The organism is Herbaspirillum sp. RV1423 (assembly GCF_000577615.1).
Lineage (GTDB): Bacteria > Pseudomonadota > Gammaproteobacteria > Burkholderiales > Burkholderiaceae_D > Herbaspirillum.
The window spans coordinates 1-26555 of sequence record NZ_CBXX010000012.1; the positions used below are offsets into that span (position 1 = coordinate 1).

At 58.6% G+C, this 26555-nt stretch carries 25 protein-coding genes; 10 read left to right on the forward strand and 15 right to left on the reverse strand.

The features are described from left to right. Positions 1–576: alpha-hydroxy acid oxidase (locus RV1423_RS13315; RefSeq protein WP_034297295.1), on the forward strand; the 576-nt coding region annotated here is incomplete at its 5' end. A 264-nt stretch (positions 577–840) separates the two neighbouring features. Here RV1423_RS13315 and RV1423_RS13320 read toward each other — a convergent pair. The 4 genes from RV1423_RS13320 to RV1423_RS13335 are packed head-to-tail and all read right to left on the reverse strand — an operon-like array spanning position 841 to position 4173. Further along, positions 841–1530: an ankyrin repeat domain-containing protein gene (locus tag RV1423_RS13320; RefSeq protein WP_034297297.1), complete on the reverse strand. Its 690-nt coding sequence runs from the start codon at positions 1528–1530 to the stop codon at positions 841–843. After that, positions 1523–2320 carry a TatD family hydrolase gene (locus RV1423_RS13325; protein WP_034297298.1) on the reverse strand — a complete coding sequence of 266 codons (798 nt, stop codon included), beginning with the start codon at positions 2318–2320 and terminating at the stop codon, positions 1523–1525. Before RV1423_RS13325 ends, RV1423_RS13320 begins: the two co-directional genes overlap by 8 nt. Positions 2321–2351: 31 nt before the next feature. Beyond that, positions 2352–2888 (reverse strand): response regulator transcription factor, encoded by a 537-nt coding sequence (locus RV1423_RS13330; protein WP_034297300.1) that lies wholly within the window; start codon positions 2886–2888, stop codon positions 2352–2354. A gap of 25 nt (positions 2889–2913) precedes the next feature. Then, positions 2914–4173: an ATP-binding protein gene (locus RV1423_RS13335; RefSeq protein ID WP_034297302.1), complete on the reverse strand. Its 1260-nt coding sequence runs from the start codon at positions 4171–4173 to the stop codon at positions 2914–2916. A 308-nt stretch (positions 4174–4481) separates the two neighbouring features. Between RV1423_RS13335 and RV1423_RS13340 the strand changes: the two genes are divergently transcribed. Further along, positions 4482–6683 (forward strand): TonB-dependent siderophore receptor, encoded by a 2202-nt coding sequence (locus RV1423_RS13340; RefSeq protein ID WP_034297304.1) that lies wholly within the window; start codon positions 4482–4484, stop codon positions 6681–6683. A gap of 95 nt (positions 6684–6778) precedes the next feature. Here the strand turns inward: RV1423_RS13340 and RV1423_RS13345 are convergent, their stop codons facing one another. From RV1423_RS13345 to mltG, 4 genes are all read right to left on the reverse strand, one after another. Then, positions 6779–7282, reverse strand: a complete 504-nt coding sequence (locus RV1423_RS13345; RefSeq protein WP_034297305.1) for a GNAT family N-acetyltransferase — start codon at positions 7280–7282, stop codon at positions 6779–6781. 91 nt (positions 7283–7373) lie between these two features. Beyond that, positions 7374–8405, reverse strand: coding sequence for a DNA polymerase III subunit delta' (locus tag RV1423_RS13350; RefSeq protein WP_034297308.1), 1032 nt, complete (start codon positions 8403–8405; stop codon positions 7374–7376). A gap of 48 nt (positions 8406–8453) precedes the next feature. Beyond that, the gene (gene tmk / locus RV1423_RS13355; RefSeq protein ID WP_034297310.1) at positions 8454–9062 is read right to left on the reverse strand and encodes a dTMP kinase; all 609 of its coding nucleotides are present in this window, start codon (positions 9060–9062) and stop codon (positions 8454–8456) included. Positions 9063–9107: 45 nt separating this feature from the next. Next, a complete protein-coding gene (gene mltG / locus RV1423_RS13360) occupies positions 9108–10088 on the reverse strand; it encodes an endolytic transglycosylase MltG (protein WP_034297312.1) in 981 nt (326 codons plus the stop codon). Between the two features lie 97 nt (positions 10089–10185). On the opposite strand from mltG, the gene RV1423_RS13365 reads away from it, so the two are divergent. The 3 genes from RV1423_RS13365 to RV1423_RS13375 are packed head-to-tail and all read left to right on the forward strand — an operon-like array spanning position 10186 to position 12384. Then, complete coding sequence (locus RV1423_RS13365) at positions 10186–11250, forward strand: folate-binding protein YgfZ (protein WP_034297314.1); 1065 nt, start codon at positions 10186–10188, stop codon at positions 11248–11250. 25 nt (positions 11251–11275) lie between these two features. Beyond that, positions 11276–11563: a DUF4936 family protein gene (locus tag RV1423_RS13370; RefSeq protein WP_034297317.1), complete on the forward strand. Its 288-nt coding sequence runs from the start codon at positions 11276–11278 to the stop codon at positions 11561–11563. Next, a complete protein-coding gene (locus RV1423_RS13375) occupies positions 11554–12384 on the forward strand; it encodes an NRDE family protein (protein ID WP_034297320.1) in 831 nt (276 codons plus the stop codon). The genes RV1423_RS13370 and RV1423_RS13375 overlap by 10 nt, the downstream gene beginning before the upstream one ends. Before the next feature lie 483 nt (positions 12385–12867). Here RV1423_RS13375 and RV1423_RS13380 read toward each other — a convergent pair whose 3' ends face one another. The 4 genes from RV1423_RS13380 to RV1423_RS13395 form a co-directional block, all read right to left on the reverse strand. After that, positions 12868–14187 (reverse strand): dicarboxylate/amino acid:cation symporter, encoded by a 1320-nt coding sequence (locus RV1423_RS13380; RefSeq protein WP_034297322.1) that lies wholly within the window; start codon positions 14185–14187, stop codon positions 12868–12870. A 251-nt stretch (positions 14188–14438) separates the two neighbouring features. Beyond that, complete coding sequence (locus RV1423_RS13385) at positions 14439–14864, reverse strand: GNAT family N-acetyltransferase (protein ID WP_051516671.1); 426 nt, start codon at positions 14862–14864, stop codon at positions 14439–14441. Between the two features lie 24 nt (positions 14865–14888). Further along, positions 14889–15326 (reverse strand): PaaI family thioesterase, encoded by a 438-nt coding sequence (locus RV1423_RS13390; RefSeq protein WP_034297324.1) that lies wholly within the window; start codon positions 15324–15326, stop codon positions 14889–14891. A 20-nt stretch (positions 15327–15346) separates the two neighbouring features. Beyond that, positions 15347–15649 carry a Dabb family protein gene (locus tag RV1423_RS13395; protein ID WP_034297326.1) on the reverse strand — a complete coding sequence of 101 codons (303 nt, stop codon included), beginning with the start codon at positions 15647–15649 and terminating at the stop codon, positions 15347–15349. 133 nt (positions 15650–15782) lie between these two features. Between RV1423_RS13395 and RV1423_RS13400 the strand changes: the two genes are divergently transcribed. Both RV1423_RS13400 and RV1423_RS13405 read left to right on the forward strand, forming a co-directional pair. After that, complete coding sequence (locus RV1423_RS13400) at positions 15783–16400, forward strand: PolC-type DNA polymerase III (RefSeq protein WP_034297328.1); 618 nt, start codon at positions 15783–15785, stop codon at positions 16398–16400. Positions 16401–16560: 160 nt separating this feature from the next. Further along, positions 16561–18219: an MFS transporter gene (locus RV1423_RS13405; protein ID WP_034297330.1), complete on the forward strand. Its 1659-nt coding sequence runs from the start codon at positions 16561–16563 to the stop codon at positions 18217–18219. 79 nt (positions 18220–18298) lie between these two features. Here RV1423_RS13405 and RV1423_RS13410 read toward each other — a convergent pair whose 3' ends face one another. Further along, complete coding sequence (locus RV1423_RS13410; protein WP_034297333.1) at positions 18299–19204, reverse strand: LysR family transcriptional regulator; 906 nt, start codon at positions 19202–19204, stop codon at positions 18299–18301. A gap of 192 nt (positions 19205–19396) precedes the next feature. Between RV1423_RS13410 and RV1423_RS13415 the strand changes: the two genes are divergently transcribed. Genes RV1423_RS13415 through RV1423_RS13425 form a run of 3 tightly spaced genes read left to right on the forward strand, consistent with a single transcriptional unit; the run spans position 19397 to position 22368 of the window. After that, positions 19397–20698 carry a CitMHS family transporter gene (locus tag RV1423_RS13415; protein ID WP_034297335.1) on the forward strand — a complete coding sequence of 434 codons (1302 nt, stop codon included), beginning with the start codon at positions 19397–19399 and terminating at the stop codon, positions 20696–20698. A gap of 10 nt (positions 20699–20708) precedes the next feature. Continuing rightward, entirely contained in the window at positions 20709–22055 is a 1347-nt protein-coding gene (locus RV1423_RS13420; RefSeq protein WP_034297338.1) for an acyclic terpene utilization AtuA family protein, read from the forward strand. A gap of 1 nt (position 22056) precedes the next feature. Then, a complete protein-coding gene (locus RV1423_RS13425; protein ID WP_034297339.1) occupies positions 22057–22368 on the forward strand; it encodes a hypothetical protein in 312 nt (103 codons plus the stop codon). Positions 22369–22544: 176 nt separating this feature from the next. Here the strand turns inward: RV1423_RS13425 and RV1423_RS13430 are convergent, their stop codons facing one another. Beyond that, complete coding sequence (locus tag RV1423_RS13430; RefSeq protein WP_034297341.1) at positions 22545–23597, reverse strand: response regulator; 1053 nt, start codon at positions 23595–23597, stop codon at positions 22545–22547. Then, positions 23594–26371: a 7TM diverse intracellular signaling domain-containing protein gene (locus tag RV1423_RS29050; protein WP_081768814.1), complete on the reverse strand. Its 2778-nt coding sequence runs from the start codon at positions 26369–26371 to the stop codon at positions 23594–23596. The genes RV1423_RS13430 and RV1423_RS29050 overlap by 4 nt, the downstream gene beginning before the upstream one ends. Positions 26372–26555: the final 184 nt, after the last annotated feature.

Here is a 26555-nt window from a genome sequence, read left to right on the forward strand (position 1 = left end):
GGAAAACCCGGCTGGGCGCTGCGCGCGCTGGGCGGACGCAAGACCTTCGGCAACCTGGCCGGCCACATCACCGGCGGCGGCAGCGGCATCCAGACGCTGAGCCAGTGGACCGCCAGCCAGTTCGACCCGACCCTGAACTGGGACGACGTCGCCTGGATCAAGGAACAATGGGGCGGCAAGCTGATCCTCAAAGGCATCCTCGACGTGGAAGACGCCAGGATCGCCGCGCAGACCGGCGCCGACGCGCTGGTCGTGAGCAACCACGGCGGCCGCCAACTGGACGGCGCGATCTCGTCGATCGAAGCCTTGCCGGCGATTGCCGAAGCAGTCGGCGACCGGATCGAAGTCTGGTTCGACGGCGGCATCCGCACCGGCCAGGACATCCTCAAGGCCACCGCGCTGGGCGCCAAGGGCACGATGATCGGCCGCGCCTTCCTGTACAGCCTGGGCGCCATGGGCGGCGAAGGCGTCACCAAAATGCTGCAGATCCTGCACAAGGAACTCGACGTCAGCATGGCGCTGACCGGCACCAAGGACATCAAGGACGTGGGACCGCAGATTCTGATCCGCCGCTGACCGACCAACTTAGCAAATAAAAATCCCGGTTCTTGCCTGACGCGGACCGGGATTTTTTATACATGACCGTAGAACATATTTCCCGCTCACGGCCCTAATGTTGTTCAGTTAAGCGTAGAAACATTCTTCCTCATTGCACATCACTGTCATCCTGGCGTAGGTCAGGACCCAGCGTCGTATTGACCGTCTTCACGATACTGGATCCCGGCTTTCGCCGGGACGACTGCTATAGGCAGGAATGGGCTTAACTGAACGGTATTACGCTCATGACCCCGGCTTTTGTGCAGACCACGAGGTATGCTGTCCGGTCAACTCTTCCACCACGTCCTGTTGATTGAACCGGCGCGCCAGATCGAGCGCGGTCATGCCGTCGGCGTTCTTCAGGCTGATGTCGGCCCCCTCCTCCTTCAGCAGCCTGACCGCGAAGGTACGGCCGCGCACTGCCGCCAGCATCACGGGCGTCATTTTCTCGTCGGGCGATTCGGCGTCGATATATGCCGATGCATCCAGCAACAGCTTGATGATCGCCGCATTGCCGTTGATGGCGGCGTAATGCAATGCCGTCCAGCCGGGGCGGTTGACTTCGACTTCTTTGTCGAGCAGCAGCTTCACCACCGGCAGATTGCCGTAAAACGCCGCCACCATGATGGCTGTATCGCCGTTTTTGGCTTTGATCTCGAGATCGACGCCGGGCGTGTTGAACAACACATCGAAGGCTTTCATCGAGTCTTCTCGGATCGACAACATCAATGCCGAATAACCGCGCTGCGGTTCGACCATGTTCGGCCCCAGCCCACGCTTGATCAAATCCTGCAGTTCGCGCGGCGCATCCATCTTGACGGCGGTGAAATAGTCGTCGTAGGTGCCGGCATGTGCTGCTGCCGGCATCAGGCCGGCCGATGCCGTCAGCGCCAACAACGCCGCTACGCAGAAACGGGAAAACCGGTTAAGCATGTGCACGATCCTTGCCTGCCATTTGAAACAGCGTGAAAAAATTCTCGGTGGTGTGACGCGCCACTTCGTCCACTGGAATGCCGCGCAAGTCGGCGATGAATTCCGCCACATGCCGCACCAGCCCAGGCTCATTGGTCTTGCCGCGATACGGCACCGGCGCAAGATAAGGCGAATCGGTTTCGATCAACATGCGTTCCAGCGGAATGGTACGCGCGACTTCTTGCAAAGCCTTGGCGCTTTTGAACGTGACGATACCGGAGAATGAAATATAGAAACCCAGTCCGATCGCCGCATCGGCCACCTCCTGCGACTCGGTGAAGCAATGCATGACGCCGGCGGCACCGCCCGCGTCCGGGCTGGCGCCTTCTTCGCGCAGGATGCGGATGGTGTCTTCCGACGCCGAACGGGTATGGATGATCAGCGGCTTGCCGGTAATGCGCGAGGCGCGGATGTGGGTGCGGAAACGCTCACGCTGCCATTCGAGGTCGCCTTGCAGGCGATAATAATCGAGGCCGGTCTCGCCGATGGCGACGATGCGCGGATGATCGGCCAGTTCGACCAGTTGCCCGACGGTCGGCTCCGGCGTGTCTTCATAATCGGGATGGACGCCGACCGAGGCATAGATGTGTGGGTACTGTTCCGCCAGCTCCAGCACTTGCGGAAACTCCGGCAGGTTGACCGATACGCACAGCGCGTGGCTGACCCGGTTCTCGGCCATCTTGCCGAAGATGTCCGGCAAGCGCGCAGCGAGTTCGGGGAAATTGATATGGCAATGGGAATCGATATACATGATAGGCGCTATTTTATGCCATCGCCGCCAGCTATCTGGCGACCGGACGTTTGGCCAGCTTGCGCTGCAGCGTGCGGCGATGCATGTTCAGCGCCCGCGCGGTAGAGGAGATATTGCCCTGATGTTCCGCCAGCACCCGCTGGATATGTTCCCATTCAAGACGTTCGACCGACAGTGGCGTGGCGCTCTCGCCCGTATTTGCCGCAACGTCCTCGGCATTGTGCTCCAGCGCCGACAGGATCGAATCCAGATTAGCCGGCTTGGCGAGATAATTGTCGGCTCCCGCCTTGATCGCCTGCACCGTCGTCGCAATGCTGGCGTAGCCGGTCAGCACCAGCAAACGCGCGCGCGGCAACTTCTCGCGCAGCGGTGCGATCCATTGCAGGCCGGAATCCTGCTGCAATTGCAGGTCGATGGTGGCGTAGTCGAATGCGATGCCGCCAGCCGCCAGCAAGGCTGCTTCGCCGCTATGCGCAATGGTCGCCGCGAAACCGCGGCGCGACAGCGAACGCGCCAGCGTGGATGCAAATACTTCGTTGTCGTCGAGGATAAGGAAAGCGGCGCTCATTGTTTCGTCTGATTTCTCCGTCGGTTCACACAGGCATCGTCAGCGTCGCGCTGGCGCCGCATCCGGTATCGGAAGACAACGTCAACCGGCCTTCCATCTGCCTGGCAGTCGCAAAGGCCAGCATCAGGCCGATGCCTTTGCCGCCGGTGCTGCTGCGCACCGGCTCATAGCCCAGGCGTCTCAACAACTCGGGGGCGATGCCGGGACCGTCGTCGGCGACGCGAATCATCGCTTCATCGCGTTGCACGCTCAAGGTCACGTCGATCTTCCCGCTTTCCGCCACCGCCTGGGCGGCATTGTCGAGCAAGGTCAGCAAGATTTGCCCGGTCAGTTGCTGGTGGCGCGCCGGCGCCGCATCTTGCGGCAGCGACAAGCGTATTGAAACGGCCGGATGGCGCAGGCGCCAGACATCGACAAAGTGTCGCAGCCAGTCGGTCAGTTTGACCGGTACAGCGTCGGCATCAGCGTGTCGCATCTGCACATCCATGCCCATGCGATCCAGGGCGGTTTTACAAACGGCGATCTGTTCTTCGACGATGGCCAGATCATCGCGATACATGGTCAGCGCTTGGTTGCGCCCGGCCTCGATACGCAGTTCGCCGGCAATCACGGCCACGGTCGCCAGCGGCGTGCTCATCTCATGCGCGGCGCTGGCTGCCTGCGTGCCCAGAGCAACGATGCGCTCGTCCTGCAACTGCTGTTCGCGCGCCTGCGCCAACTGGGCGTCGCGCGCCCGCACCGTGGCCGACATGCGCGTCACAAACCAGGTAATCAAGGCCGCCGACATCAGAAAGTTCACCCACATTCCCGCCAGATGGTAGGCCATCGCCTGATCGTGATCATGGATGTGCAGCGGCTCGTACAAGTAGGTCAGACCCGAATAGCAAGCGAAGGAGTATAGCGCCAGCGTGAAAGCATAGCGCGGCGACAGGACTGCCGCTGCCACCGCCAGCGCAGGCAGATAAAAAGACACGAAAGGATTGGTCGCTCCGCCGCTGAAATACAGCAAGACGGACAACGCACTGATATCGATGAATAGTTGAACGAGCAGTTCGGACTCGCGCACCGGCTGCGCCAGCCGCATACGCAGCCACGTCAGCCCGTTGAACGCCACCATCAGGGCCAGCACTATGCACAGCGGCGTAAGCGGCAAATTCACCCCCATCCCGTAGTACGCGCCAGCCACCAGCAATGCCTGCGCCAGCGTCGTCATGCAACGCATCCAGAATAGGCGCAGCAGCAACTGATGTTGCGACAACGGACGAGAAAGGGCAAGTATCGGCATGCAGCGATTATATGTCGCAGCTTGGTACTACCGCTTTCCAAAGCCTGGCAATTCAGGAAAAACGACTGCGGAAGCCTTTTCAAATATGAAAACAATTTCTTATCAAGAATCAAAAAAGCGAGACCGCGAATAAATCGATATCAATTCAACAATTTTTTAATGGCAATTTAGACAAAATTATAAATATAAATACAAACGATAATTATTCTTAATTATAATTGAGCAATAAAATTTCACTCGTCACCTAATCCCGTTTTTACCTTCTGTCGCGGAGGCAAAGACGTATCCGCCAAAAAGAAAAGGACCCCATGCAATACCGCCTGACTCCTATCGCCACAGCGCTGGCTGTCGCTTTCATTGTTCCGCTGGCCTGCTCTCACACCGCCAAGGCGCAAACGACGACCGGCAAGGACGCCAAAGCCGACCAGGCGCTGCCGTCGATCACGGTCAATGCCTCCGCGGATGCGTCCGCGAACGGTTTACCGGAAGCGTATGCAGGTGGCCAGGTGGCGCGCGGCGGTCGGGTGGGCTTCCTGGGAAATCAGGATTTTCTCGATACGCCTTTCAGCAGCACCAGCTATACCCAGGACCTGATCAAAGATCAGCAGGCGCACAGCGTCGGCGAAGTCTTGCTGAACGATCCGTCCATTCGCGTCACCCGCGGATTCGGAAACTACCAGGAGGCATACATGATCCGCGGCTTCATGGCGAATTCCGATGACTTGGCCTACAACGGATTGTATGGCTTGTTGCCTCGCCAATACGTGGCGTCCGAAATGCTCGAACGCGTCGAAGTATTCCGCGGCGCCAGCGCTTTCCTCAATGGTGCGGCGCCCGGCGACGGCGGCATCGGCGGCACCATCAACTTGCTGCCCAAAAGAGCGTCTTCCGATCCGATCACCCAGGCCACCATGGGCTACGAAACCGGCGGCCAGGTATATTTTGCAACCGACATCGGCCGCCGTTTTGGCCCGGACGACCGTTTGGGCATCCGCGTCAATGCAGTGCGTCGCGAAGGCGGAACCGCTGTGAATGGAGAAAACCGCGAACTGGGCATGCTCACGGTCGGCCTGGACTATCGCGGCAACAGCTTCCGTTTGTCCGCCGATGTCGGCTACCAGGAACACAACCTCAAGAACCCTCGTCCCAGCGTACGGGTTGCAGCCGGCCTCGCCGTTCCGTCCGCACCCAGCGCTGCGACCAACTTCGGCCAGCCTTGGCTGTATTCCAACGAGCGCGATGTGTTCGGCACGCTGCGCGGAGAATGGGACTTGTCTGACAGCGTGACAGCCTGGGCAGCCCTCGGCACCCGCTACGGCACGGAAAGAAATGTGCTGGCCGGCCCGACCGTTACCGATACTGCTGGCGACACGACGGCAAACCGCTTTGACAATGCCCGCCGGGATACCGTACGCACCGGCGAAGCCGGCATTCGCGGCAAGTTCAAGACCGGCGTGATTTCGCACGCGGTGAGCGCAACCGCTTCCAGCTACTGGCAGGATTCGCGCAACGCTTATGCCATGTCTTTGGGGACGGCCACCACGTCGAATCTCTATTCGCCGGTCACCGCGACTCAGCCTGCGTTGGATTTCTTCGGCGGCGATCTTGCCGACCCGCGGACGACCACCAAGACCCAGTTGTCGAGTTTCGCCCTTGCCGATACGCTGTCGTTTTATGATGACCGCATCGCCGTGACGCTCGGCGCCCGTCATCAGACCGTCAAGAACAACAGCTACGACTACAACACGCATCTGGAAACCGACCACTACGACAAGAGCGCCATAACGCCGGTCGTCGGTCTGGTGATAAAGCCGTTGAAAGACCTCTCCCTTTACGCCAATTACATCGAAGGGTTGCAAAAGGGCAAACAGGTCACGAGCAGCACCGCCGTCAATTTCGGCCAGGTGTTGTCGCCGTACAAGTCGAAACAAAAAGAGATCGGCGCCAAATATGATGCCGGCAAGATCGGTTTCGGGGTGGCGTTGTTCACCACGACGCAACCGAGCGCCTACGAAGATACCGTTACCCATATCGAAAGCACCAACGGCGAACAACGCAATCGCGGCGCGGAATTTTCGGTCTTCGGCGCACCGATGCGCGGCGTCCGCGTACTGGGAGGCCTGACCTTCCTGCGCGCTAAACTGGAAAACACCAACGGTGGCCTCAACAACGGCCATTACGCCATCGGCGTGCCCAAGACGCAAGCCAACATCGGAGCGGAATGGGATATCCCCGGCGTAAAAGGATTGACGCTGAACGGCCGCGCCATCCATACCTCGACCCAATATCTGGACTCGGCCAATTTGCAGGAAGTCCCATCCTGGACGAGATATGACATCGGCGCCCGTTACGCCACGCAAATCGGCGGCCGTGTCGTTACGCTGCGCGGCGCTATTGAAAACCTGACCAACAAGAATTATTGGGAATCGGCGGGCGGCGCTTCCAACGTCGGCTATCTGGTGCTTGGAACGCCGCGAACCTATGTCATGTCCGCTTCCGTGGATTTCTGACGAACGCGTCGCCATGAAACCATGAAAAAGGGAAGCCTATATGCTTCCCTTCTTTGTGCGCCCTTTTGTCATGCGCATGGCATGTTGCGAAAAGGTCAGGCCACCCGCTTCCCCAAAATCACCAGATCCCGCTCCACCCCGTCCAGCGTCGCCACGCCCGGCATGTGCGCCCAGCGCTCGAAGGCGAATGCTTCAAACAGCTTCAGGCTCGGTTCGTTATGACCGAACACAAACCCCAGCAGCGTATGCACCTTGATCGACGGCGCGAAAGCAATGGCCTGCTCGAGGAAGTAACGTCCCAGCCCCTGGCCGCGCGCCTCTTCGCGCAGATAGACCGACAGCTCGGCGGTGCCGGCATAGGCCGGGCGCCCATAGAAATTGGAATAGGAAAGCCAGCCGATAACCTCGCCGTCGCACTCAGCCACCCATAACGGACGCCTGTCGGGCGTATGTTCGTCGAACCAGTCCTGGCGCGACGCCACCGAAACCGGCTCGGTATCGGCAGTGACCTGACGTGAGGCGATGGTGCTGTTGTAGATGGCGACGATGGCGTTCAGATCTTCCTGGCGCGCCAGGCGATGGGTGTATGCAGTGCTCATGAAAACGTTTCAGGTGGTCATTGTCAGGTCTTGACGGATGCGCCCCGCAAGGAGCGCATCCCGGTAACGATCTAGGGCCGCTGCCGCTCGCTCAGGCAAACAGCGACGCATACTCGATCAGCATTTCCTCGATGAACAACCGCGCGGACAAGGGATGATCGGCAATCGCACGGCGCTCGTTGGCGGCTTTCAATGCGGATGCAATCGTCACGGTATCGACGCGCGCGCTCAATGCGCCGAGTTCCTTGCCGTAACGCGGATAGTAGCGAATGACCCCGCCCGACTTCAGCGCAAACAGATCGTACAGCCAGCGCTGCTGCCAGCCGACCAGTTCTGCCACCGCCGTCTTTTGCAGGCGCTCGGCCGTCTTCAACGCAACGTCGATGCCGGGATGGCTCAGCGAACGCAGGAACTCGTCCATGATCTCGCGACTGTCGCCTTGCGATGCATGGAACGCCGCCAGCGGCGCACCGCCCTGCTCCGATAGCCAGACGTCGGCGTCCTTGACGTTTTGCTGCTTGAGCCATGCCAAGCCCGCGTCGTGCGACGGCAAGGCCAATGCAAATTTACGGCAACGCGACAGGATGGTCGGCAGCAACCGGTCGAGGCGATTGGAAACCAGCAGGAACATGGTGTTCGGCGGCGGCTCTTCCAAGGTTTTCAGCAGCGAATTGGCGGCGGCGGTATTCAAGGCTTCGGCCGGATACAGCACCACCACGCGCATGCCGGAACGGTGCGTCGACACGTTCATGAAATCGGCCAGCGCGCGAATCTGGTCGATCTTGATTTCCTTGGACGGCGCTTTGCCGGCCTTGGCGGTTTTCTTCTCGTCACCGCCTTCGGCGTCTTCTGCGGCATCATCCCCATCAAGGACCTCCGGCCGCACACGACGATAATCGGGATGGTTATATTGCGAAAACCAGCCGCACGAAGGGCAAGCGCCGCAGGCATGGCCATCGGGCTGGATGTCCTCGCACAGCAGCGACTGCGCGAACGACTCGACGAAATCGGTTTTGCCGATGCCTTCGGGGCCGTAAAACAGAATCGCGTGCGGCAGGCGTGCACGCAGTTGCTGGAGTTGCAGCCAACTGTCCTCAAGCCAGGGGAAAACGGTATTGCTCATGCGTGATCAATCATGGATGAAGCGGTGATCAAAAAAATCCTGTGCATCTTAAATATCGGCAAGTATCTGCACGATCTCCTGCCGGATATCGGCGATGGAGCGCGTCGAATCGACAATGCGGAAACGTTGCGGAAACTGCGCGGCGCGGCGCAGGTATTCGGCGCGCGTGTCGGCGAAGAAATCGGCCTTTTCCTGCTCGAACTTGTCCAGCGCGCGTTCTGCGTCGAGACGCGCGCGCGCCACTTCCAGCGGCACGTCGAACAAGAGCGTCAGGTCCGGCTGCAGATGCGGATGCACCCATTGCTCCAGCGCATCGAGCTTGTCCAGCGCCAGGTGGCGACCGCCGCCCTGATAAGCGAAGGTGGCGTCGGTAAAGCGGTCGGAAATCACCCAGTCGCCGCGCGCCAGGGCCGGTTCGATCACCTGCGCCAGATGTTCGCGGCGACCGGCAAACATCAGCAGCGCTTCGGTTTCCAGGTGCATCTTCTGATGCAGCACCAGGGAACGCAGGCTTTCGCCCAGTTCGGTGCCGCCCGGCTCGCGCGTGGTCACGACAGTCAGGCCGCGCGCGCGCAGCAGATCCGCGACAAAAGCGATATGTGTCGACTTGCCGGCGCCGTCGATGCCTTCAAAGGTGATGAATTTGCCTGATGCCATAGTGGGTAGTGGGGAGCGTGGGTCGGTTAAAAATATGACGATAAGTTAGCGCTGGTACTTATTGACCGCCTGGTTATGCTCGCTCAGGTTGCTGGAAAAATGACTGGTGCCGTCGCCGCGGGCGACGAAGTACAAGGCGTCGGTCTTGTCCGGATTCAAGGCCGCTGCCAACGACGCGGCCCCCGGCAAGGCGATCGGCGTCGGCGGCATGCCCTTGCGGGTATAAGTATTGTACGGCGTGTCGGTCAGCAGATCGTTTTTGCGGATCACGCCCTGGTAACGCTCCCCCATGCCGTAAATTACTGTCGGGTCGGTCTGCAGCAACATGCCGGTCTTCAGGCGATTGATGAAAACGCCGGCCACCATGCCGCGTTCGGACTTTTGCCCGGTTTCCTTTTCGACGATGGAGGCCATGATCAGGGCGTCGTACGGCGTCTTGTACGGCAGCGACAGGTCGCGTTTGCTCCAGGCTTCGCCCAGGCGCTTGTTCATCAGAGTGAACGCCTGGCGGTATATCTGCATGTCGCTGGCGCCCTTGGCAAACAGATAGGTATCGGGGAAAAACAAGCCCTCAGGCGCGACGAACTCATTGGAGACCCTGGCCAGCAGTTCCGTGTCGGACAAGGCAGCAGTGTCGTGCTTGAGTCCCTTGTGGTCGGCGATGGCCTGGCGCATCTGCCTGAAGCTCCATCCTTCGATGATGGTCAACGATTCCTGGGCAAATTCGCCGCGCACCAGTTGTTCCAGCAAGCGCAAGGGCGTCGCGCCCGGCTTGAGTTCATAGCTGCCCGCCTTGATGCGGTTGCCCTTGCCGCTGCCGCGCGCCAGCAAGGCGAACAGAATGGGGTTGACCGGCGCGCCGGCGTCGGCGATCTGCTGGGCAGCGCCGTTGATGCCGGCGCCGGGAGTGATGGTGAATTCAACGGATTTCTGACCTTCTCCGAGGATAGGCTGGCTCAGCCAGTATGCCGCCCCGCATCCCAGGGCAACCAAAAGAAGGACGATGGTGTTGAATATCTTTTTCATTGTTGAGGCAAAATCCGGTGCAATCCAACGCGCTTTTTCCAGCGCCACTATAATCGAGCCATCAATGATAATCGCTGTTAGCCCAGTAACCTAATTTATGACCGATTCGACCTCAGCGCGCACTGCATGGCACACCTTCCTGGAACAGCAAGGCGCCCGGTTTGATGCCTCTGCACAAGAGGTCAGCCATTTCGGCGCCGTCGCCGACACAGCCTTGCCTGATCATTTCGTCGCCCCCCTCACGGACGTGGGCCTGATTTCGCTGACCGGCGATGATGCAGCCTCTTTCCTGCACAACCAGATCACCAACGACGTTGAAAAACTCGACCTTGCCACCGCGCGCCTGGCCGGTTATTGCACACCCAAAGGTCGCCTGCTGGCCACATTTCTGATGTGGAAGGATGCCGGGCAAATCGTGCTGGAATTGCCGCACGCCCTGCAACCTGCAATCCAGAAGCGCCTGCAGATGTTCGTCCTGCGCGCCAAGGCCAAGCTGGCCGACATCGGCGAGCAACGCGTGGTGCTCGGCCTGGCCGGGAATACCGCTGCGGAAGCCTTGCAGCAATGGTTTCCCCAATTGCCGGCACAGCCTTACGGCAAGACCGACAACGACAACGGCACCCTGGTGCGCGTCGCCGACAGCCGCCGGTCGCCGCGTTATCAATGGATCACGACGCTGGAGCAAGCCATGGCCGCCTGGCCGGTCCTGACGCAAAAGCTCAGTGCAAGCGGTGCCCATGCCTGGCGTCTGGGCGACATCTACGCCGGCGTGCCGACCATCACTCAACCGACGCAAGAACAGTTCGTGCCGCAAATGATCAACTTCGAGCTGATCGGCGGCGTCAACTTCAAAAAAGGCTGCTACCCGGGACAGGAAATTGTCGCCCGCAGCCAATATCTCGGCAAGCTGAAGCGCCGCAGCGTGCTGGCGCTGGTGGCCTCAGGGCAAGTACAGCCCGGCGCCGAAGTATTCTCCAGCGAGGACCCCGGCCAGCCTTGCGGCATGGTCGTCAATGCGGAACCGGACGGCGCCGGCAATTCGGCATGCCTGGTGGAAATCAAGCTGGCAGCCTCCGAGTCCGGCAGCATCCATCTCGGCGCCGTCGACGGCCCGGCGCTGCAATTGCAGACGCTGCCCTACGAGTTGACGGACCCGCAATAACGCTATAAGCGACCGGAGCTTGCCGATGGACCTCTACATTTATTACCGCGTGCCCGTCGGTAATTCGGCGCAACTGGAGCGGCAGGCCGCTGCGCTGCAAACCCGCCTGTCGCAACAACTGAAGGTGGCAACCGAACTCAAGCGCCGCCCGCAGGACAAGGATGGCATGCATACCTGGATGGAAGTCTACCTCGACGTGCCGGACGGTTTCGAAGCCGCCCTGCAGGAGGCAGTTGCCGATACCGGCCTGGACGCCCTGATCGACGGCGCGCGCCATATCGAACACTTTCTGGACTTTTCGCCATGTGCCTGATCATTTTTGCATGGAAAGTCATTCCCGGCATGCCGCTGATCGCGGCGGCCAACCGCGACGAGTTTTATCAGCGCCCGGCCAGCGCCGCAGGCTGGTGGGAAGACCGCCCCGACATCTACGCCGGCCGCGACCTGCAAGCCGGCGGCACCTGGCTCGGCGTCACGCGTGAAGGCCGCTTTGCCGCGCTGACCAACGTCCGTGCGCCGTCCGAAAAGCGTCCCGACGCGCCGACGCGCGGCAAACTGGTTTCCGATTACCTGGCCGGCGATTTCACGCCGCAACAGTATGTCGAACATATCCGGGCCGACGCCGGGCAATACAACGGCTTCAACCTGATCGCCGGCGATCGCGACACCTTGCTATGGTATTCCAACAAGGGCGATGAAGATCCGCGCAACGGCCAGCCTTTGGGCTACGGCGTCTACGGCCTGTCCAACGCCCTGCTCGACACGCCGTGGCCCAAGGTGACGCGTGCCAAGGCGCAGTTCGCCAGCCTGCTGTGCCAGGGAGCGCCGGAAGAAACCTTCTTCGAACTGCTCAGCGACAGCACGCGCGCCAACGATTGCCGCCTGCCCAGCACCGGCGTCAGCCTCGAATTAGAACGCGTGCTTTCGTCGATTTTCATCTGTTCGCCCGATTACGGCACCCGCGCCTCCACGGTCGTGCGCGTTCCCATCGTCGGCGAACCGGTATTGAACGAACTTGTTGTCGATCCGATCACATCCTGCCAGGCCGCCCCCGCCACGGAGCAACAAAAGAAAAGCTCCCTGTGCAAACTGAAACTCAAACCCGACGTGAACAGCCCGGAAAGCCCCAGTTGACGGCGTTAGCCGGAAACATTATCACCAAAACGCATATCTGATATTTGAGAAATAAAGTAGATGGTTTTTGTGCGGAGCATTAAAGTTGCACCTGTCTCCTCCAATTTCCTCCTTAAAGAATTGGATTTAAGCCCGCACCGCAAGGTTGCGGGCTTTTTTTTCACCAGCCGCCAGGTTCCGCAGCGCCTCCGGTATTCGCGCGCCGATGCCAATGAAGTCGTTCCCCCGAGAACGTATGCTGCACCGCAGAATGACTAATGCCGCCAAAGGGAACACAATGCATTCAAATAAATCCAGTCCTTAAGAGGCTGCGAGGAGACCAAGACCCGTAACGTGCCCCCTTTCGTTATGGGTCTTTTCTTTTGTGCGGCCCTTTTTGCACGAACGCTTTGCTGTTGCTGCAATAAAAAGCGGCGGCGGGACAATCAGTCCCGCCGCCGCTTTTTCCTGCATCAATCCATATTCCAGAATGACGCCCCGAGATTAGCGATGAATCTTCGCTTCAGTGCGATCAAGCACAGCTTCCGGCTCATTGGCCTCTTCCGAGGTTTCGTTATTCAACTGCGCGTGCAGACGCTTCTCATCCAGCTCGTTGCTCCACTTCGCCACGATGATGGTCGCCACGCCATTGCCGATGGTGTTGGTCAACGCACGCGCTTCCGACATGAAACGATCGATGCCGAGGATCAGCGCCAGGCCGGCCACAGGCAAGTGTCCCACCGCCGACAAGGTCGCCGCCAGCACGATAAAACCGCTGCCGGTGATGCCCGCCGCGCCTTTGGATGTCAGCAGCAGCACGGCCAGCAAGGTCAGCTCCTGCACTAGCGTCATCGGCGTGTTGGTGGCTTGCGCAATAAAGACCGCCGCCATCGTCAGGTAAATCGCGGTGCCGTCCAGGTTGAACGAATAACCAGTAGGAATCACCAGGCCGACCACGGTCTTCTTGGCGCCCAGATTCTCCATCTTGGCCAGCATGCGCGGCAACACCGACTCGGACGAGGATGTACCCAGCACGATCAGCAGCTCTTCCTTGATGTACTTGACGAACTTCCACACGCTGAAGCCGTGCAGACGGGTAATAGTGCCCAGCACGATGAAGATGAAGAACAGGCAGGTCAGGTAGAACGTCCCCATCAGCTTGCCCAGCGACAGCAGCGAACCGACGCCGTACTTGCCGATAGTGAAAGCCATTGCGCCAAAAGCGCCAACAGGAGCAACCTTCATGATAGTGCCGACCACGGCGAACAGGACGTGGGAGATCTTTTCGATGAAATCGAAAATCATCGTGCCCCGGCCGCCGAAGCGATGCAGCGCAAAGCCGAACAGTACCGAGACCAGCAGCACCTGCAGCACGTCGCCCTTGGCAAACGCATCGACCATGCTGGTCGGGATGATGTTCATCAAGAAGTCAACCGTGCTGGTCATCTTGCCCGGACCGGTGTAGGCGGTAATGCTCTTGGTATCGATGGTGTTCGGATCGATGTTCATGCCGGCGCCGGGCTGCAGGAAGTTGACCAGCACCAGACCGACGATCAGCGCCAGCGTGCTGACGACTTCGAAGTACAACAGCGCCAGGCCGCCGGTCTTGCCAACCTTTTTCATGTCTTCCATGCCGGCGATGCCCAGCACGACAGTACAGAAAATCACCGGCGCAATGATCATCTTGATCAGCTTGATGAAGCCGTCGCCAAGCGGTTTCATCGCCTCGCCGGAATGCGGATAGAAGTGACCAAGCAGCACACCGATGGCAATCGCCACCAACACCTGGAAGTAAAGAGACTTATAAAGTGGCGTCTTGGCCATGCGGTTCTCCATTTATTATGAGATCTCAGGAAACTTGTCGTGCAGCCGACATTGCCAGAGGTCCATAAGAAACGCCTAGAGTCGCTGCGGGCGCAAGTATGCCCGACCAGCATACCCCTAGATATTGTGGGAAACCACAACAAAACCTTGAATTATTACCAAACGGAAATAGTGAGGCCTTTGCGCAACGCGACCGCGTCCGTTTGCGCTGAATGAAAATAGCAAGCCACCACTCCCCTCGTCTGGCTGAATCAGCTTAGTCCCGCACGCATATGGATGTGCCTGATGCCCGCTTCCATGAACTCCTCTCCTTCCTGCCGGAAGCCGTGGCTGCCATAGAAAGACGCCGCGTGTGTTTGTGCGTTCAGCGCGACTTCACGGTCACCTCGTTGCCGCGCCGCCGCCATCAACGCCTGCAGCACTGCACCGCCAATACCCTGGCCGCGACCGTGCTTGCGCACCGCCATGCGGCCGATGTGGCCGTCCGGCAGCAAACGGCCGGTGGCAACAGGCACGCCGGTTTCGTCGTACGCCACGGCATGCACGCAGACGGCATCCATCTCGTCCATTTCCAGTTCGGCGGGAACGTTTTGCTCGACCACGAAGACTTCGTTGCGGATCAGCGCAGCATCTTCACGCAGGTCGGCCCATGCGGCAATCTTGATGTCGTATTTCATATATGGATGTCTCTTGCAGGTCTCTCATTTTTCATGCGTCAGCTTTTTCGCAATATCGACGCGCTTGACCGCCTTGAATGTGCCCATCGCCTTGGCGACCAGCTTGTCGCCGTTCCACAGTTCCGCTTCGCAGAAGCACATGGTGGTCGAGCGATGATAGGCAACGCCCTTCGCCACGATGGTCTCGCCGGCCATGCCGGCAGGCAGCAGGAAACTGGTGCTCATGTCCACCGTGGCCGACGACTTCGCCTCCGGTATTGCCGTACGCGCCGCCAGGCCCATCGCGACATCCATCAGCGTCATCGAAATGCCGCCCTGGGCGACGTGCCAACTGTTCATGAATTCGGGGCGCAGCAGCAGCGCCATGGAAGCCTTGCCGTCGCCGTATTCCAGCACCTCGACGCCGAGGCTTTCCAGATACGGATTGCCGTTGCTGAACACTTCGGATAAGGAGTGACTCATATAAATACCTTATGCGCCGCTCAGATCTCGTAATCCATGCATTGGCGACCTTCGCGGATCGCGCCGATGAACGGTTTGATGGCGACATGGTCGGGATGATCCTGATACGCATCCAGGGCCGCCCTGGACTCGAACTCGGAGTACAGCACAACGTCGTAAGTCGCTTCCAATCCCGGCTGGGCCAGCATGGCTTCGAACTTCAGCATGCCCGGCACCAGGCCCGCGCAACCGTCGAGCAAAGCCTTCATTTTGCGCGCATTGCTTGCCTTGTCGGCGCCTTCGGCCTGGTCTTTCAGTTTCCACATCACGATATGTTTCAGCATGGCGTCTCTCTCCGCAAATAGGCAAAGCCGTAATGATAAGCGATGGCTGAGCAGCGCGCTTTACACGATTCGACGCAGATAAGCCAGTGCGTATTAAAATCCGTCTCTCGCCATTCTTGAATTGCCGTTAGCTGTGATCAACCAACCTGTCGTCATGCTGGACTTTGAAACCACCGGCCTGAGTCCCGCGCAAGGCGCCCGCATCACCGAAGTCGCCGCGCTGCGCATCGTCGACGGCCGCATTGTCGAACGCTTCGTTTCCCTCATCAATTGCGGCGCCGAGATCCCGTACGACATCACTGCGCTGACCGGCATTACCCAGGAAATGGTCGATACTGCGCCGCCGGTCGAGCGCATCGTGCCGGAACTGCTGCGCTTCATCGGCAGCGATGCCCTTGCGGCGCACAACGCCAGTTTCGATTCAAAATTCCTGAGCGCAGAAGCCGAGCGCCTCGATTTGCAAACCGGCCATTCCGAACTGGTCTGTTCGCTGCTGCTGTCGCGCCGCCTGCTGCCGGGCCTGCCCAGCTATCGCTTGTCCAGCCTGGCCGACAGCCTGGGAATCCGTTTCAGCGGCCATGCCCACCGCGCCGAAGCCGATGCCGAAGTCTCTGCCGAATTGCTGCGGCATCTGAGCGATCGGCTGCGCAGACATCACCAATGCCGCCGGATCGATCCCCCGCTGCTGGCGGCGATCAATCGCCTGCCCGCCGCCAAAGTGCCGGCTTTTCTGCAACAACAGGCAGCCTGACCGCCCGCTTGCGTCTTGCGGATTCGCTGTAAGGTTGTGTAAGTTTCAAGCAAGTATTGCGTAAGGTTAGCGTCGCACACTCCATGCGTGCACAAATGGCGCCAGCGCAGTTTGGTCGCCCGTTTGTACATCCATTACATTAATAATCAAGGAGACAAGCATGGCGACAGCTTCCACTGCGCACGTCATTACGCCTGAAGAGCGCAAAGTTATTTTTGCCTCTTCGCTGGGTACCGTTTTTGAATGGTACGACTTCTATCTGTACGGCTCGCTGGCAGCGATCATCGCCAAGCAGTTCTTTGCCGGTACAGACCCCAACACTGGATTCATTTTCGCCTTGCTGGCATTCGCTGCCGGCTTCATCGTGCGCCCTTTCGGCGCGCTGGTGTTCGGCCGCCTGGGCGACCTGATCGGTCGTAAATACACCTTTCTGATGACCATCCTGATCATGGGTGCGTCGACTTTCATCGTTGGCATTCTGCCCAACTACAATTCCATCGGCATCATTGCACCGATCATCCTGATTTCCCTGCGTATTCTGCAAGGTCTGGCATTGGGCGGCGAATACGGCGGTGCCGCGACTTACGTTGCTGAACATGCTCCGGATCACAAACGCGGTGCATTTACCGCATGGATCCAAACCACGGCAACCTTGGGCCTGTTCCTGTCGTTGCTGGTGATTCTGGGTGTGCGTACTGCCGTCGGCGAAGCCGCATTTGCCGATTGGGGATGGCGTATTCCCTTCCTGGTGTCGATCATCTTGCTGGGTGTGTCCGTCTGGATCCGCTTGTCGATGAATGAATCGCCCGCGTTTCTGAAAATGAAATCCGACGGCAAGCTCTCCAAGGCGCCGCTGACGGAAGCTTTCGGTCAATGGAAAAACCTGAAACTGGTGATCCTGGCGCTGGTCGGCCTGACTGCCGGCCAGGCTGTGGTCTGGTACACCGGTCAGTTCTATGCATTGTTCTTCCTCACGCAATCCTTGAAGGTCGACGGCGCACTGGCCAACATCCTGATCGCACTGGCGCTGCTGCTGGCAACACCGTTCTTTGTCGTGTTCGGCTCGCTGTCCGACAAGATTGGCCGCAAGCCGATCATCCTCGGCGGATGCCTGATTGCGGCAGTGACTTATTTCCCGATCTTCCAGGGGCTGACCCACTACGCCAACCCGGCATTGGAAGCCGCACTGCAAAAATCGCCGGTGATCGTCACTGCCGATCCCGCGACCTGCCAATTCCAGTTCAACCCGACCGGCACCAAGAAGTTCACGTCGTCGTGCGACATCGCCAAGGCAAAGCTGTCCGCCGCATCGGTGAATTACGAAAACGTAGCCGGCGCACCTGGTTCGGTCGCCACCATCAAGATCGGCGAGAAGATCATCACTTCGTATGATGCTGCCGGCCTGTCCAAGGAAGATGCCGCAGCCAAGGACAAGGCGCTGTCAAAAGAACTGGCTGACGACATCAAGCTGGCAGGCTATCCGACCAAGGCCGATCCTGAGCAAATGAACAAGCCGATGGTGCTGTTGCTGCTGTTCATCCTGGTCATCTACGTGACCATGGTCTACGGCCCGATCGCTGCCGCGTTGGTGGAAATGTTCCCGACACGTATCCGCTACACCTCGATGTCCATGCCCTACCACATCGGTAACGGCTGGTTCGGCGGCTTGCTGCCGACCACATCGTTCGCGTTGGTGGCGTTCAAGGGCGACATCTACTACGGCCTGTGGTATCCGATCGTGATCGCCATGATCACCTTCGTCATCGGCCTGCTCTTCGTCAAAGAAACCAAAGACAACGACATCTACGCTGCTGACTAAAAGAATCACGAGGGGGAAGCCAGACGACTCCCTTGCTTGAAAGCGGTAGAAAATACAAGTGAGAGAGAACGTCGGCCGGTCAGGGTGCAAATCCTGACCGGCTTTTTTCCTGGATCAGCTCCAGCAAGCCCTGCGCCGCAATCGACAAACTACGCTCCTTGGCCTTGACGATCAGCAGCGGCCGCACCAGGTCCGGCGCGTTCAGCGGAATCGCCACCAGATTCGGATGGCGGAACTGGAATAGCGTCAACTCCGGCACCAGGCTCACGCCCAGGCCGCTTTCAATCAGCCCGGCGACCGTCGCCAGGTGCTCCACTTCCAAGCCTGTATTGATCACGCCCACCGGCTGCAACAAGGCATCCAGATGCTGGCGCACGCTGGTCGAACGCGCCAGGTGGATCAACTCGCAGCCGGCCAGTTGCGGGATCTGGATGATGCGCTTTTTCGCCAGCTTGTGGTCGCGCCTGCACACCAGGTAAAACGGATCTTCGCAGAGCGGCTGGGTATCGAACTCCATCAGATTCGGTCCTGGGGCGGTCAACGCAATATCCGCTTTGCCCTGACGCAAATAATTCAGGCAATGGTCCGACAACGCGTCGAACAACTCCACCGTCACGCCGGGATGCTGCATCCGGTAAGCGGCAATCACCGGTGGCAGCCAGCCCGCCGCCAGCGACGGCAAGGCAGCGATCGACACCTTGCCCTTGCGTCGCGCAACATAGTCGCTCATGTTGGAAAACGCGGCGTCGATATCGGCCATCAATTGTCGGGCGACTTCGACGAACAACGCCCCCTCCGGCGTCAGCGTGACGTTGCGCGTATCGCGCTCGAACAATCTTGCGCCGGCGGCTGCCTCCAGCTTCTGGATCATCACGCTGAAGGCTGATTGCGAGACGTGGCAACGTTCTGCCGCATGGCCGAAATGGCGGCAATCGTTCAGCGCAAGGAATCCCTGCAACAGTCGGGTCGAAATATTGGCTTGCATGGCGGCTCCCAATTAATCGGTAAAAACGATTAATCAATCGAAAAAATGCACTTTACAACAAAATCGCTCGCCGCCTACACTCGCCCTGCATTCCTTGCAAAGCGTCTGGACCAGACGTCGCCAGACGGATCGACAAGAATCCACGGCACTCCCACCCCGGGATGCCACAACAAAAAAATACCGGAGACACGCATGCTTGCCCTGCTCGGCTTTATCACGATTGTTCTATTGTTCTCGGCCATCCTGACCAAAAAGATGTCGCCGCTGGTCGCGCTGATCGCGATCCCGATTGCCGCCGCCCTGATCGGCGGCTTCGGCATGTCGACATCGAAATTCATCGTCTCCGGCGTGACCTCGATTGCGCCGGTGGCCGGCATGTTCGTATTCGCCATCCTCTTCTTCGGCATCGTCACCGACGCCGGCATGCTCGACCCCATCATCAGTCGCATCCTGCGTACCGTCGGCAGCCGCCCCAGCCGCATCGTGCCGGGCACCGCTCTGCTGGCGCTGCTGATCCACCTCGACGGTTCCGGCGCCGTGACCTTCCTGATCACCATTCCGGCGATGCTGCCGCTCTATAACCGCCTCGGCATCGACAAACGCATCCTCGCGTGCGTAGCCTCGCTGGCGGCCGGCGTCAACTTCCTGCCGTGGACCGGACCGATGATCCGCGCTTCCGCCGCCTTGCATATCCCCGTCAGCGACATCTTCACGCCGCTGATCCCGGTGCAATTGGTCGGTCTGGCGTTTGTCTTCATCACCGCTTACCTGCTCGGTCTCAAGGAAGAAAAGCGCCTAGGCCTGAGCAAAGGCGCCGCCGCCGGTTTTGTGCAGGAACACACGCTGACCGAAGAAGAAAAGAAGATCCGCCGTCCACGCAATTTCTGGATCAACATCGTGCTGACGGTATTCGTGCTGGGCGTCATGATCAGCGGCAAGGTCGATCCCGTCGTCATGTTCATGATCGGCGTCGTGCTCGCCCTGATGATCAACTACCCCGACGTCAACATGCAGCGCGCCCGCATCGATGCGCACGCCAAGGCAGCCTTGCTGATGGCCAGCATCCTGTTCGCCGCCGGCGTGTTCACCGGCATCATGACCAAATCCGGCATGCTGTCGGCAATGGCCAAAACGGCAGTCGGCTTCGTGCCGCCGGAAATGGCGTCGCACATCCCGGTCGTGCTCGGCCTGCTGTCGATGCCGCTGAGCCTGTTGTTCGATCCCGATTCCTTCTATTTCGGCGTGCTGCCGGTGATTGCCGAAGTCAGCCATATGCTCGGCGTGCCATCCATCCAGGTCGCGCAAGCAGCGCTGCTGGGCCAGATGACCACCGGCTTCCCGGTCAGCCCGCTGACACCCGCGACCTTCCTGGTGTGCGGCCTGGCCGGCATCGAACTGGCCGATCACCAGAAGTACACGATTCCCTTCCTCTTCGGCGCATCGGTGGTCATGACGATTGCCTGCGTGCTGCTCGGACTGTTCCCCCTGCTGTAAAGAAGCCATCATGAAACGTATCCGCATAGGTGCCGGCGCTGGCTATTCCGGCGACCGCATCGAACCCGCCGTCGAGCTAGCCGAAAAAGGCAACCTCGATTACCTGATCTTCGAATGTCTGGCCGAACGCACCATCGCCATCGGCCAGCAGGCGCGCCGCGCCGATCCGCAAAAAGGCTATGACCCGCTGCTGGCCGAGCGCATGCACGCCGTGCTCAAATTGTGCGCCGACAAGGGCATCCGGATCGTCACCAACATGGGCGCAGCCAACCCGCTCGCGGGCGCCGCGAAGATCAAGGAGATCGCCGCCTCACTGGGACTGCATGGATTGAAGATCGCCGCCATCACCGGCGACGACGTGCTCGACGTCTTGCAGAACGGCGACTACCGCATCGAAGACAACGGCCAGCCCGTCAAATCGCTCGGCGACAAACTGATTTCGGCCAACGCCTATCTCGGCGCGCAACCGATTGTCGATGCCTTGCAAGCCGGCGCCGACATCGTCATCACCGGCCGGGTCGCCGACCCGGCGCTGGTGCTGGGCCCGTTAATCCACGAGTTCGGCTGGGCCTTGGATAACTGGAAACTGCTCGGACAAGGCACGTTGGTCGGCCATCTGCTCGAATGCGCGGGACAGATCACCGGCGGCTATTTCGCCGACCCAGGCGTCAAGGACGTCAAAGACCTGGCGCGCTTGGGCTTTCCCATCGGCGAAGTGGCCGAAGACGGCAGCGCCGTCATTACCAAGGTGGAAGGCTCCGGCGGACAAGTCAGCGCCGCCACCTGCAAGGAACAATTGCTGTACGAAATCCACGACCCGCACGCCTACCTGACGCCCGACGTCATCGCCGATTTCTCGCAAGTCCACATCACGGAAATCGGTCCGGACCGCGTCGCCGTCAGCGGCGGCAGCGGACGCGCCCACCCCGACACGCTCAAGACCACGCTCGGCTACGTCGACAGTTACATCGGCGAAGGCCAGATATCTTACGCAGGCCCCGGCGCCCGGGCACGCGGGCAACTGGCGCTGGACATCGTCAAGGAACGCCTGGCTATCATGGGCGTGCAGGCCGATGAAATGCGCTACGACCTGATCGGCGTCAACGCCATCCACGGGCCGCACATCGCGGCAACGGCAGCAGCGACGGAACCATATGAAGTCCGCGCCCGCGTCGCCGGCAGGACAAACAACATGCGCGAAGCCGTCCGCATCGGCAACGAGGTTGAAACGCTCTACACCTGCGGCCCAGCCGGCGGCGGCGGCGCCACCAAATCGGCCAAGGAAATCGTCGCCGTGCTGTCTGCGCTGGTGCCGCGCGACCTCATCACACCGACCATCCATTTCGAGGAGAGCTGACATGCTGCTGCGAGACATCGCGCATTCACGCGCGGGCGACAAGGGCGACATCTCCAATATCTCCGTCATCGCCTACGACGTCAACGACTATCCCCTGCTGGAAAAATATTTGACGCCGGAACGCGTCAAGGCCCATTTCGCAGGTATCGTGCTCGGCGACGTCGTGCGCTATGCATTGCCTCACCTGGGCGCGCTGAACTTCGTCATGCAGCATGCGCTGGGCGGCGGCGTGACACGCTCGCTGGCGCTTGATGCGCATGGGAAATGTCTGAGCGGGGCGATGTTGGGGATGGATATATCTGACGTAACCTGAGCGGGATACAAGACAATGATCGGGCAAAAAGTTGTCGCCTCTCATACTTCCTTGTAGGGAGAGGAAAGATTTTCTTGCTCGGGCTTTCCAGATACGACCCAGTCGTTTGAGCAGACCAAAGACATCGTGGCGTCACTCACAACGATACAGACACAGACTTCGCCGACAATGGATGACTACACAGGAATACTCACCACCAGACAAGTCTCCTCCCGCTCCGCATCGCAGAAAAACTGCAACACGCCGCCAAGCGACGAGGTCCGCTCGCGCAATATCGTGAGTTTGTAGGTATCTTTCTCCACCAGTATTTTTCCCCTGGAGAGTATCTTCAGGATCAGGCTCGGTCCCCTGTCGATCATCTCGATCAACACTTCGGCCGGGTCCGTATGCCGCATGACGTTGGTGATACCCTCCTGAACCAACCTATAGAGTGTACCGGCGCGACGCGCATCGACCTTGTCGAGACACGAGCCATGAGCAAGCGCAAAAGAAACCTGCGGCGCGGCTTTGCGCCATTGCCCGACCATGTCCTCAATCGCAATCGTCAAGCCTCCCACGCTGATCGCCTCGGGACGGAGTTGCGTGATTGCCTGCGAGACGTCGGCGTGTGCCTGCGCGAGAATTTTCTTTCCGTCCATGCAGGACGTTTCAATATGCTGCATATGTTGCGACAACGAGGTATCGACCGACAGTGTCGATGCCGCTTTTCCGATCCCGGCGAATATCCAGGTCAGTTGGGTAATGGCCGCGCCCACTGCGTCATGCAGGTTCTGTGCAATCAGGCGCCGCTCTTCTTCGAGTTGCGCGGTCGCCTCTGCGATCAGGCGACTGCGCATCTGGCGCTCGCGTCCGATTTCCAGTCCGGCGCGGATGCTCCAGATTGCACTTTGCTGCATGGGCTTGATGAGATATCCGACCAGATTCTGCGCAATCGATGGATCGGCAAACATGCTCTGAAAGGTTGGTTCCTTGTCGTCCTGAGTACATAGCAGACACGGCGGCGCGTCAGGATTGCGCACGACATCGGCGGCGGTGCCGTCCGGCAGATTGATATCGACGATGGCCAGCGCAATGACGTGTTCCGTCATCAAGGTCGTGGCCTGACGGACGTTTTCCGCCTCGTAGCAATGCCATTCGTTTGGCGCCTGGCCCAACACAATGCACAGCGATTGACGAAACACCGGATCGTCATCAACGATCAGAATGGGGATTTTGCTGGTATTAATCATGCTGTCTGCAGGGTGGCGAGCAAGGCGTCCAATGCCTTGCTGGTGGAATGGAAGGTATCGACCATCAACGCATACTGCCGTTGCGCCGTCATGCGGCTATCGCATGCCGCCAGTTTGCGGAACTCCTCGGCAAGCGCCGTGGCGCCGACAGTGGCGCAGGAACCGCGCATGCGATGGATGTGCGGCTCCAGTTCGGCAAGGGCGGACCTGGTTTCGCCGGAAGCCGTCAACCTGACTTCGATATCGGCCAGGGTTTCGCTGACTGTCTGATTGAAAGTCGCACACATCCTGGCCAAGGCATCAGGCTTCGCCCCGCAGCGGCCGAGCATCTTAAGCGGTTCGACATCCACCACCGCGGACGCACCCGCGAGCGGCGGCGCAGTCCGCGGCCCCTCGCCCAATAGCTGCCGCAGGACATGTGCCGTTGTCGGTTTGGTCACGATGCCGTCGCATATCTCCCGCGCTGCGTCGAGTACTTCCGGCGTGACGTCGGCGGTGACCAGCACCATGCGCGTCGTCGTCGCACGCCCCAGGACGCGACAGTCGATGATTGCGCCCAGGCCGTTGCCGCCGGGCAGACGATGGTCAATCAAGGCAATGTCGTAGGCGGTGTCGGCTTGCATCAGCGCTTGTCTTAATTCTTCATAAGTCGCGACGTGAGTGACGTCGTGCTGCAACTGACGCACAATCAATTGCACCGCCTGGGTCGTGATCGGGTCGTCTTCCGCTAGCAGCACATTCAAGCGACGCCCGCACGGTGCCGCTTGCGGCAATGCCGGCTGTCCATGAGGCGGTTCCGCCTCGTGATACGCCGCTGCTTCAAAGCAGGCATGGAACTCAAATTCACTGCCGACATCCGGCGCAGACCTGACCAGGATCAGGCTGCCGTCCATGTTGTGCGCAAGCTGCCGCGAAATGGCGAGACCCAGGCCGGTGCCGGTGTGACCGCCCTGTCCGCCGCTGGTCACAAAGGCGCCGAATATCTGGTCGTGCATGTTTGCCGGAATACCTGAACCGGTGTCGACCACCTTGATGATGCAATGGGTCTTGCCCTCGTCTGAGGTATCGCCGACGGCGGCTGTCAACGTCACCAATCCTCTCTCTGTGAACTTGAATGCATTGGACAGCAGGTTAATGATGACCCGCCGTAATGAAGTCAGGTCGCCGCGCACCATGACGCCGAGACAGGCATCGACATCGAGATTGAATGTGGCGGCCGATCCATGCCGCAGCGGGCCGAGCATGGTGGCGGTGGCGCGTATCTCGTCGCCCAGGTCGAAGTCCTTGATCGGACCTCGTTGATCGGCCTGCGCGCCCTCATCCAATAGCAACAGGTTCTCGACAAGCTGGGACATGTGGTTGGTGATAGTCGAGACGTTGGAGATGATCTTGGCGTTCGACGCAACATGGTTCGATCCGGAATCAAGAAGCAGGCGCAGCGCATTGACGGGGGTGCGCAACTCGTGGCTGGCATTGGCGAGCATCATGCGCCGCGATTTCAGCGATGCCTCTAGCAACTCTGTGCGCTCGGCTACGCGTTGTTCCAGTTGATTGCGCTCAACTTCAAGTGCCTCATTCTTCTCTTTATCGATCAGTTTTATGCGATAACCAAGTGCAAGTGAAAAGAGAATGCTTTCCCATACTGCAGCGATATAAATTCCATGCGATGCAATTGAAGTGGCAGGCAATATTCCTTGTGTAAAAAGGATATAAAGTATGGAAATAATTTCAAATACCAACCATCCCGCGCAATAGAGCCAAGCGGGGGTATAGCCTTGATAGCAACGATATAGACCTGCCCCAAGCAAGACTGGAAAAACTGCCAAGACTGCATAGCTGGTCAGATAAAAATTAAGGCTGATTGGAAGAACCAATGTGCTGGAAGCCCCCAATAACAGAACCCATTTTAAATATCTCAGATATTGATCTACCCGCGGTAACGTAAATTGTAGATTCAAGAATCGTTGCGCAAATAATGATGCTCCGTGTAGCGCTCCATATGTGAATATGGGAAATAAACCAATAAAAAACGGAGGAATATCGACGAATAACGCGATCGTTCCCGTAGCGTCGAGAAAAATCCCTATAAAACATCCCAGGTAATAAATGTAATAAAGATATGCCTTGTCACGAATGTAGAAATATAAAAATGCGTTGTAAAGCCACATCGCCAACAAGCAACCAAAAAAGAGATGCAACCAAGAGTCTCTCTGAGACATGTACTCCAATGCGCCATTGATACCTGACCATTCAAAGTCTAAATCGATAGCATTACCTCTGGGATCAATCCTCATATAGTAAGTAACCGCCCCCAAGCCAGGAGAAGGAACCTTGAAAATATAATCTCGAAGTTTTGATTCTCGGCTTTTCAGCGGCAAAGTATCATCAACAGATAGAGTAGAAAATCCATTGGTCGTTGGGTAATATAGTGTGATGAGGCCGCGATAAAATTCTTTAATCAGAAACCACTCTGAATCGGTATACAGACTCAGATCCAAAGTAAATCTGATCCAATAGACCACCTTCGTGTAGCCTAAATTAGTTGATCCGCTCACAGGCTTGAAATGAGGTATTTCATGGACCACATCGTCAATGTTGTATATCCCCTCTGGATCCTCTAAATATTGAAGATAGGCGGATAGCGACTGCGCTTTATTTTCTGTTGGACGAAAAATCTTGTCCGGTCCATTAGCAAATGAAGAATGAACAGCGCCCAAAAATAAAATACAAAAAATCGCACGAATCACATGGGAAAACAATAATTTAGGCCGCATTAGAAAATCTTTCCATATATGTGAATGGCTTTATGCATTCGAGCATCTCAAATTATTTTTGACCAAATTAACGTCCCCACAATATCTTCATTATTTAGTTGAAAAGGGGTAGTCTTCAGCGTCAATTTCTGGTCGTCGTCCGAAAACAAAAAAAATCTAACTTGCCGTGACCCAAAGCTTGGGT

What these genes read in the sequence shown, in the direction of transcription:
- RV1423_RS13340 (WP_034297304.1), top strand. Translation starts at nt 4,482, where the DNA reads ATGCAATACCGCCTGACTCCTATCGCCACAGCGCTGGCTGTCGCTTTC.
- RV1423_RS13420 (WP_034297338.1), top strand. Translation starts at nt 20,709, where the DNA reads ATGAAACGTATCCGCATAGGTGCCGGCGCTGGCTATTCCGGCGACCGC.
- RV1423_RS13375 (WP_034297320.1), top strand. Translation starts at nt 11,554, where the DNA reads ATGTGCCTGATCATTTTTGCATGGAAAGTCATTCCCGGCATGCCGCTG.
- RV1423_RS13330 (WP_034297300.1), bottom strand. Translation starts at nt 2,888, where the DNA reads ATGAGCGCCGCTTTCCTTATCCTCGACGACAACGAAGTATTTGCATCC.
- RV1423_RS13370 (WP_034297317.1), top strand. Translation starts at nt 11,276, where the DNA reads ATGGACCTCTACATTTATTACCGCGTGCCCGTCGGTAATTCGGCGCAA.
- RV1423_RS13345 (WP_034297305.1), bottom strand. Translation starts at nt 7,282, where the DNA reads ATGAGCACTGCATACACCCATCGCCTGGCGCGCCAGGAAGATCTGAAC.
- RV1423_RS29050 (WP_081768814.1), bottom strand. Translation starts at nt 26,371, where the DNA reads ATGCGGCCTAAATTATTGTTTTCCCATGTGATTCGTGCGATTTTTTGT.
- RV1423_RS13350 (WP_034297308.1), bottom strand. Translation starts at nt 8,405, where the DNA reads ATGAGCAATACCGTTTTCCCCTGGCTTGAGGACAGTTGGCTGCAACTC.
- RV1423_RS13385 (WP_051516671.1), bottom strand. Translation starts at nt 14,864, where the DNA reads ATGAAATACGACATCAAGATTGCCGCATGGGCCGACCTGCGTGAAGAT.
- RV1423_RS13395 (WP_034297326.1), bottom strand. Translation starts at nt 15,649, where the DNA reads ATGCTGAAACATATCGTGATGTGGAAACTGAAAGACCAGGCCGAAGGC.
- RV1423_RS13335 (WP_034297302.1), bottom strand. Translation starts at nt 4,173, where the DNA reads ATGCCGATACTTGCCCTTTCTCGTCCGTTGTCGCAACATCAGTTGCTG.
- mltG (WP_034297312.1), bottom strand. Translation starts at nt 10,088, where the DNA reads ATGAAAAAGATATTCAACACCATCGTCCTTCTTTTGGTTGCCCTGGGA.
- RV1423_RS13320 (WP_034297297.1), bottom strand. Translation starts at nt 1,530, where the DNA reads ATGCTTAACCGGTTTTCCCGTTTCTGCGTAGCGGCGTTGTTGGCGCTG.
- RV1423_RS13390 (WP_034297324.1), bottom strand. Translation starts at nt 15,326, where the DNA reads ATGAGTCACTCCTTATCCGAAGTGTTCAGCAACGGCAATCCGTATCTG.
- RV1423_RS13415 (WP_034297335.1), top strand. Translation starts at nt 19,397, where the DNA reads ATGCTTGCCCTGCTCGGCTTTATCACGATTGTTCTATTGTTCTCGGCC.
- RV1423_RS13425 (WP_034297339.1), top strand. Translation starts at nt 22,057, where the DNA reads ATGCTGCTGCGAGACATCGCGCATTCACGCGCGGGCGACAAGGGCGAC.
- tmk (WP_034297310.1), bottom strand. Translation starts at nt 9,062, where the DNA reads ATGGCATCAGGCAAATTCATCACCTTTGAAGGCATCGACGGCGCCGGC.
- RV1423_RS13365 (WP_034297314.1), top strand. Translation starts at nt 10,186, where the DNA reads ATGACCGATTCGACCTCAGCGCGCACTGCATGGCACACCTTCCTGGAA.
- RV1423_RS13430 (WP_034297341.1), bottom strand. Translation starts at nt 23,597, where the DNA reads ATGATTAATACCAGCAAAATCCCCATTCTGATCGTTGATGACGATCCG.
- RV1423_RS13410 (WP_034297333.1), bottom strand. Translation starts at nt 19,204, where the DNA reads ATGCAAGCCAATATTTCGACCCGACTGTTGCAGGGATTCCTTGCGCTG.
- RV1423_RS13405 (WP_034297330.1), top strand. Translation starts at nt 16,561, where the DNA reads ATGGCGACAGCTTCCACTGCGCACGTCATTACGCCTGAAGAGCGCAAA.
- RV1423_RS13380 (WP_034297322.1), bottom strand. Translation starts at nt 14,187, where the DNA reads ATGGCCAAGACGCCACTTTATAAGTCTCTTTACTTCCAGGTGTTGGTG.
- RV1423_RS13325 (WP_034297298.1), bottom strand. Translation starts at nt 2,320, where the DNA reads ATGTATATCGATTCCCATTGCCATATCAATTTCCCCGAACTCGCTGCG.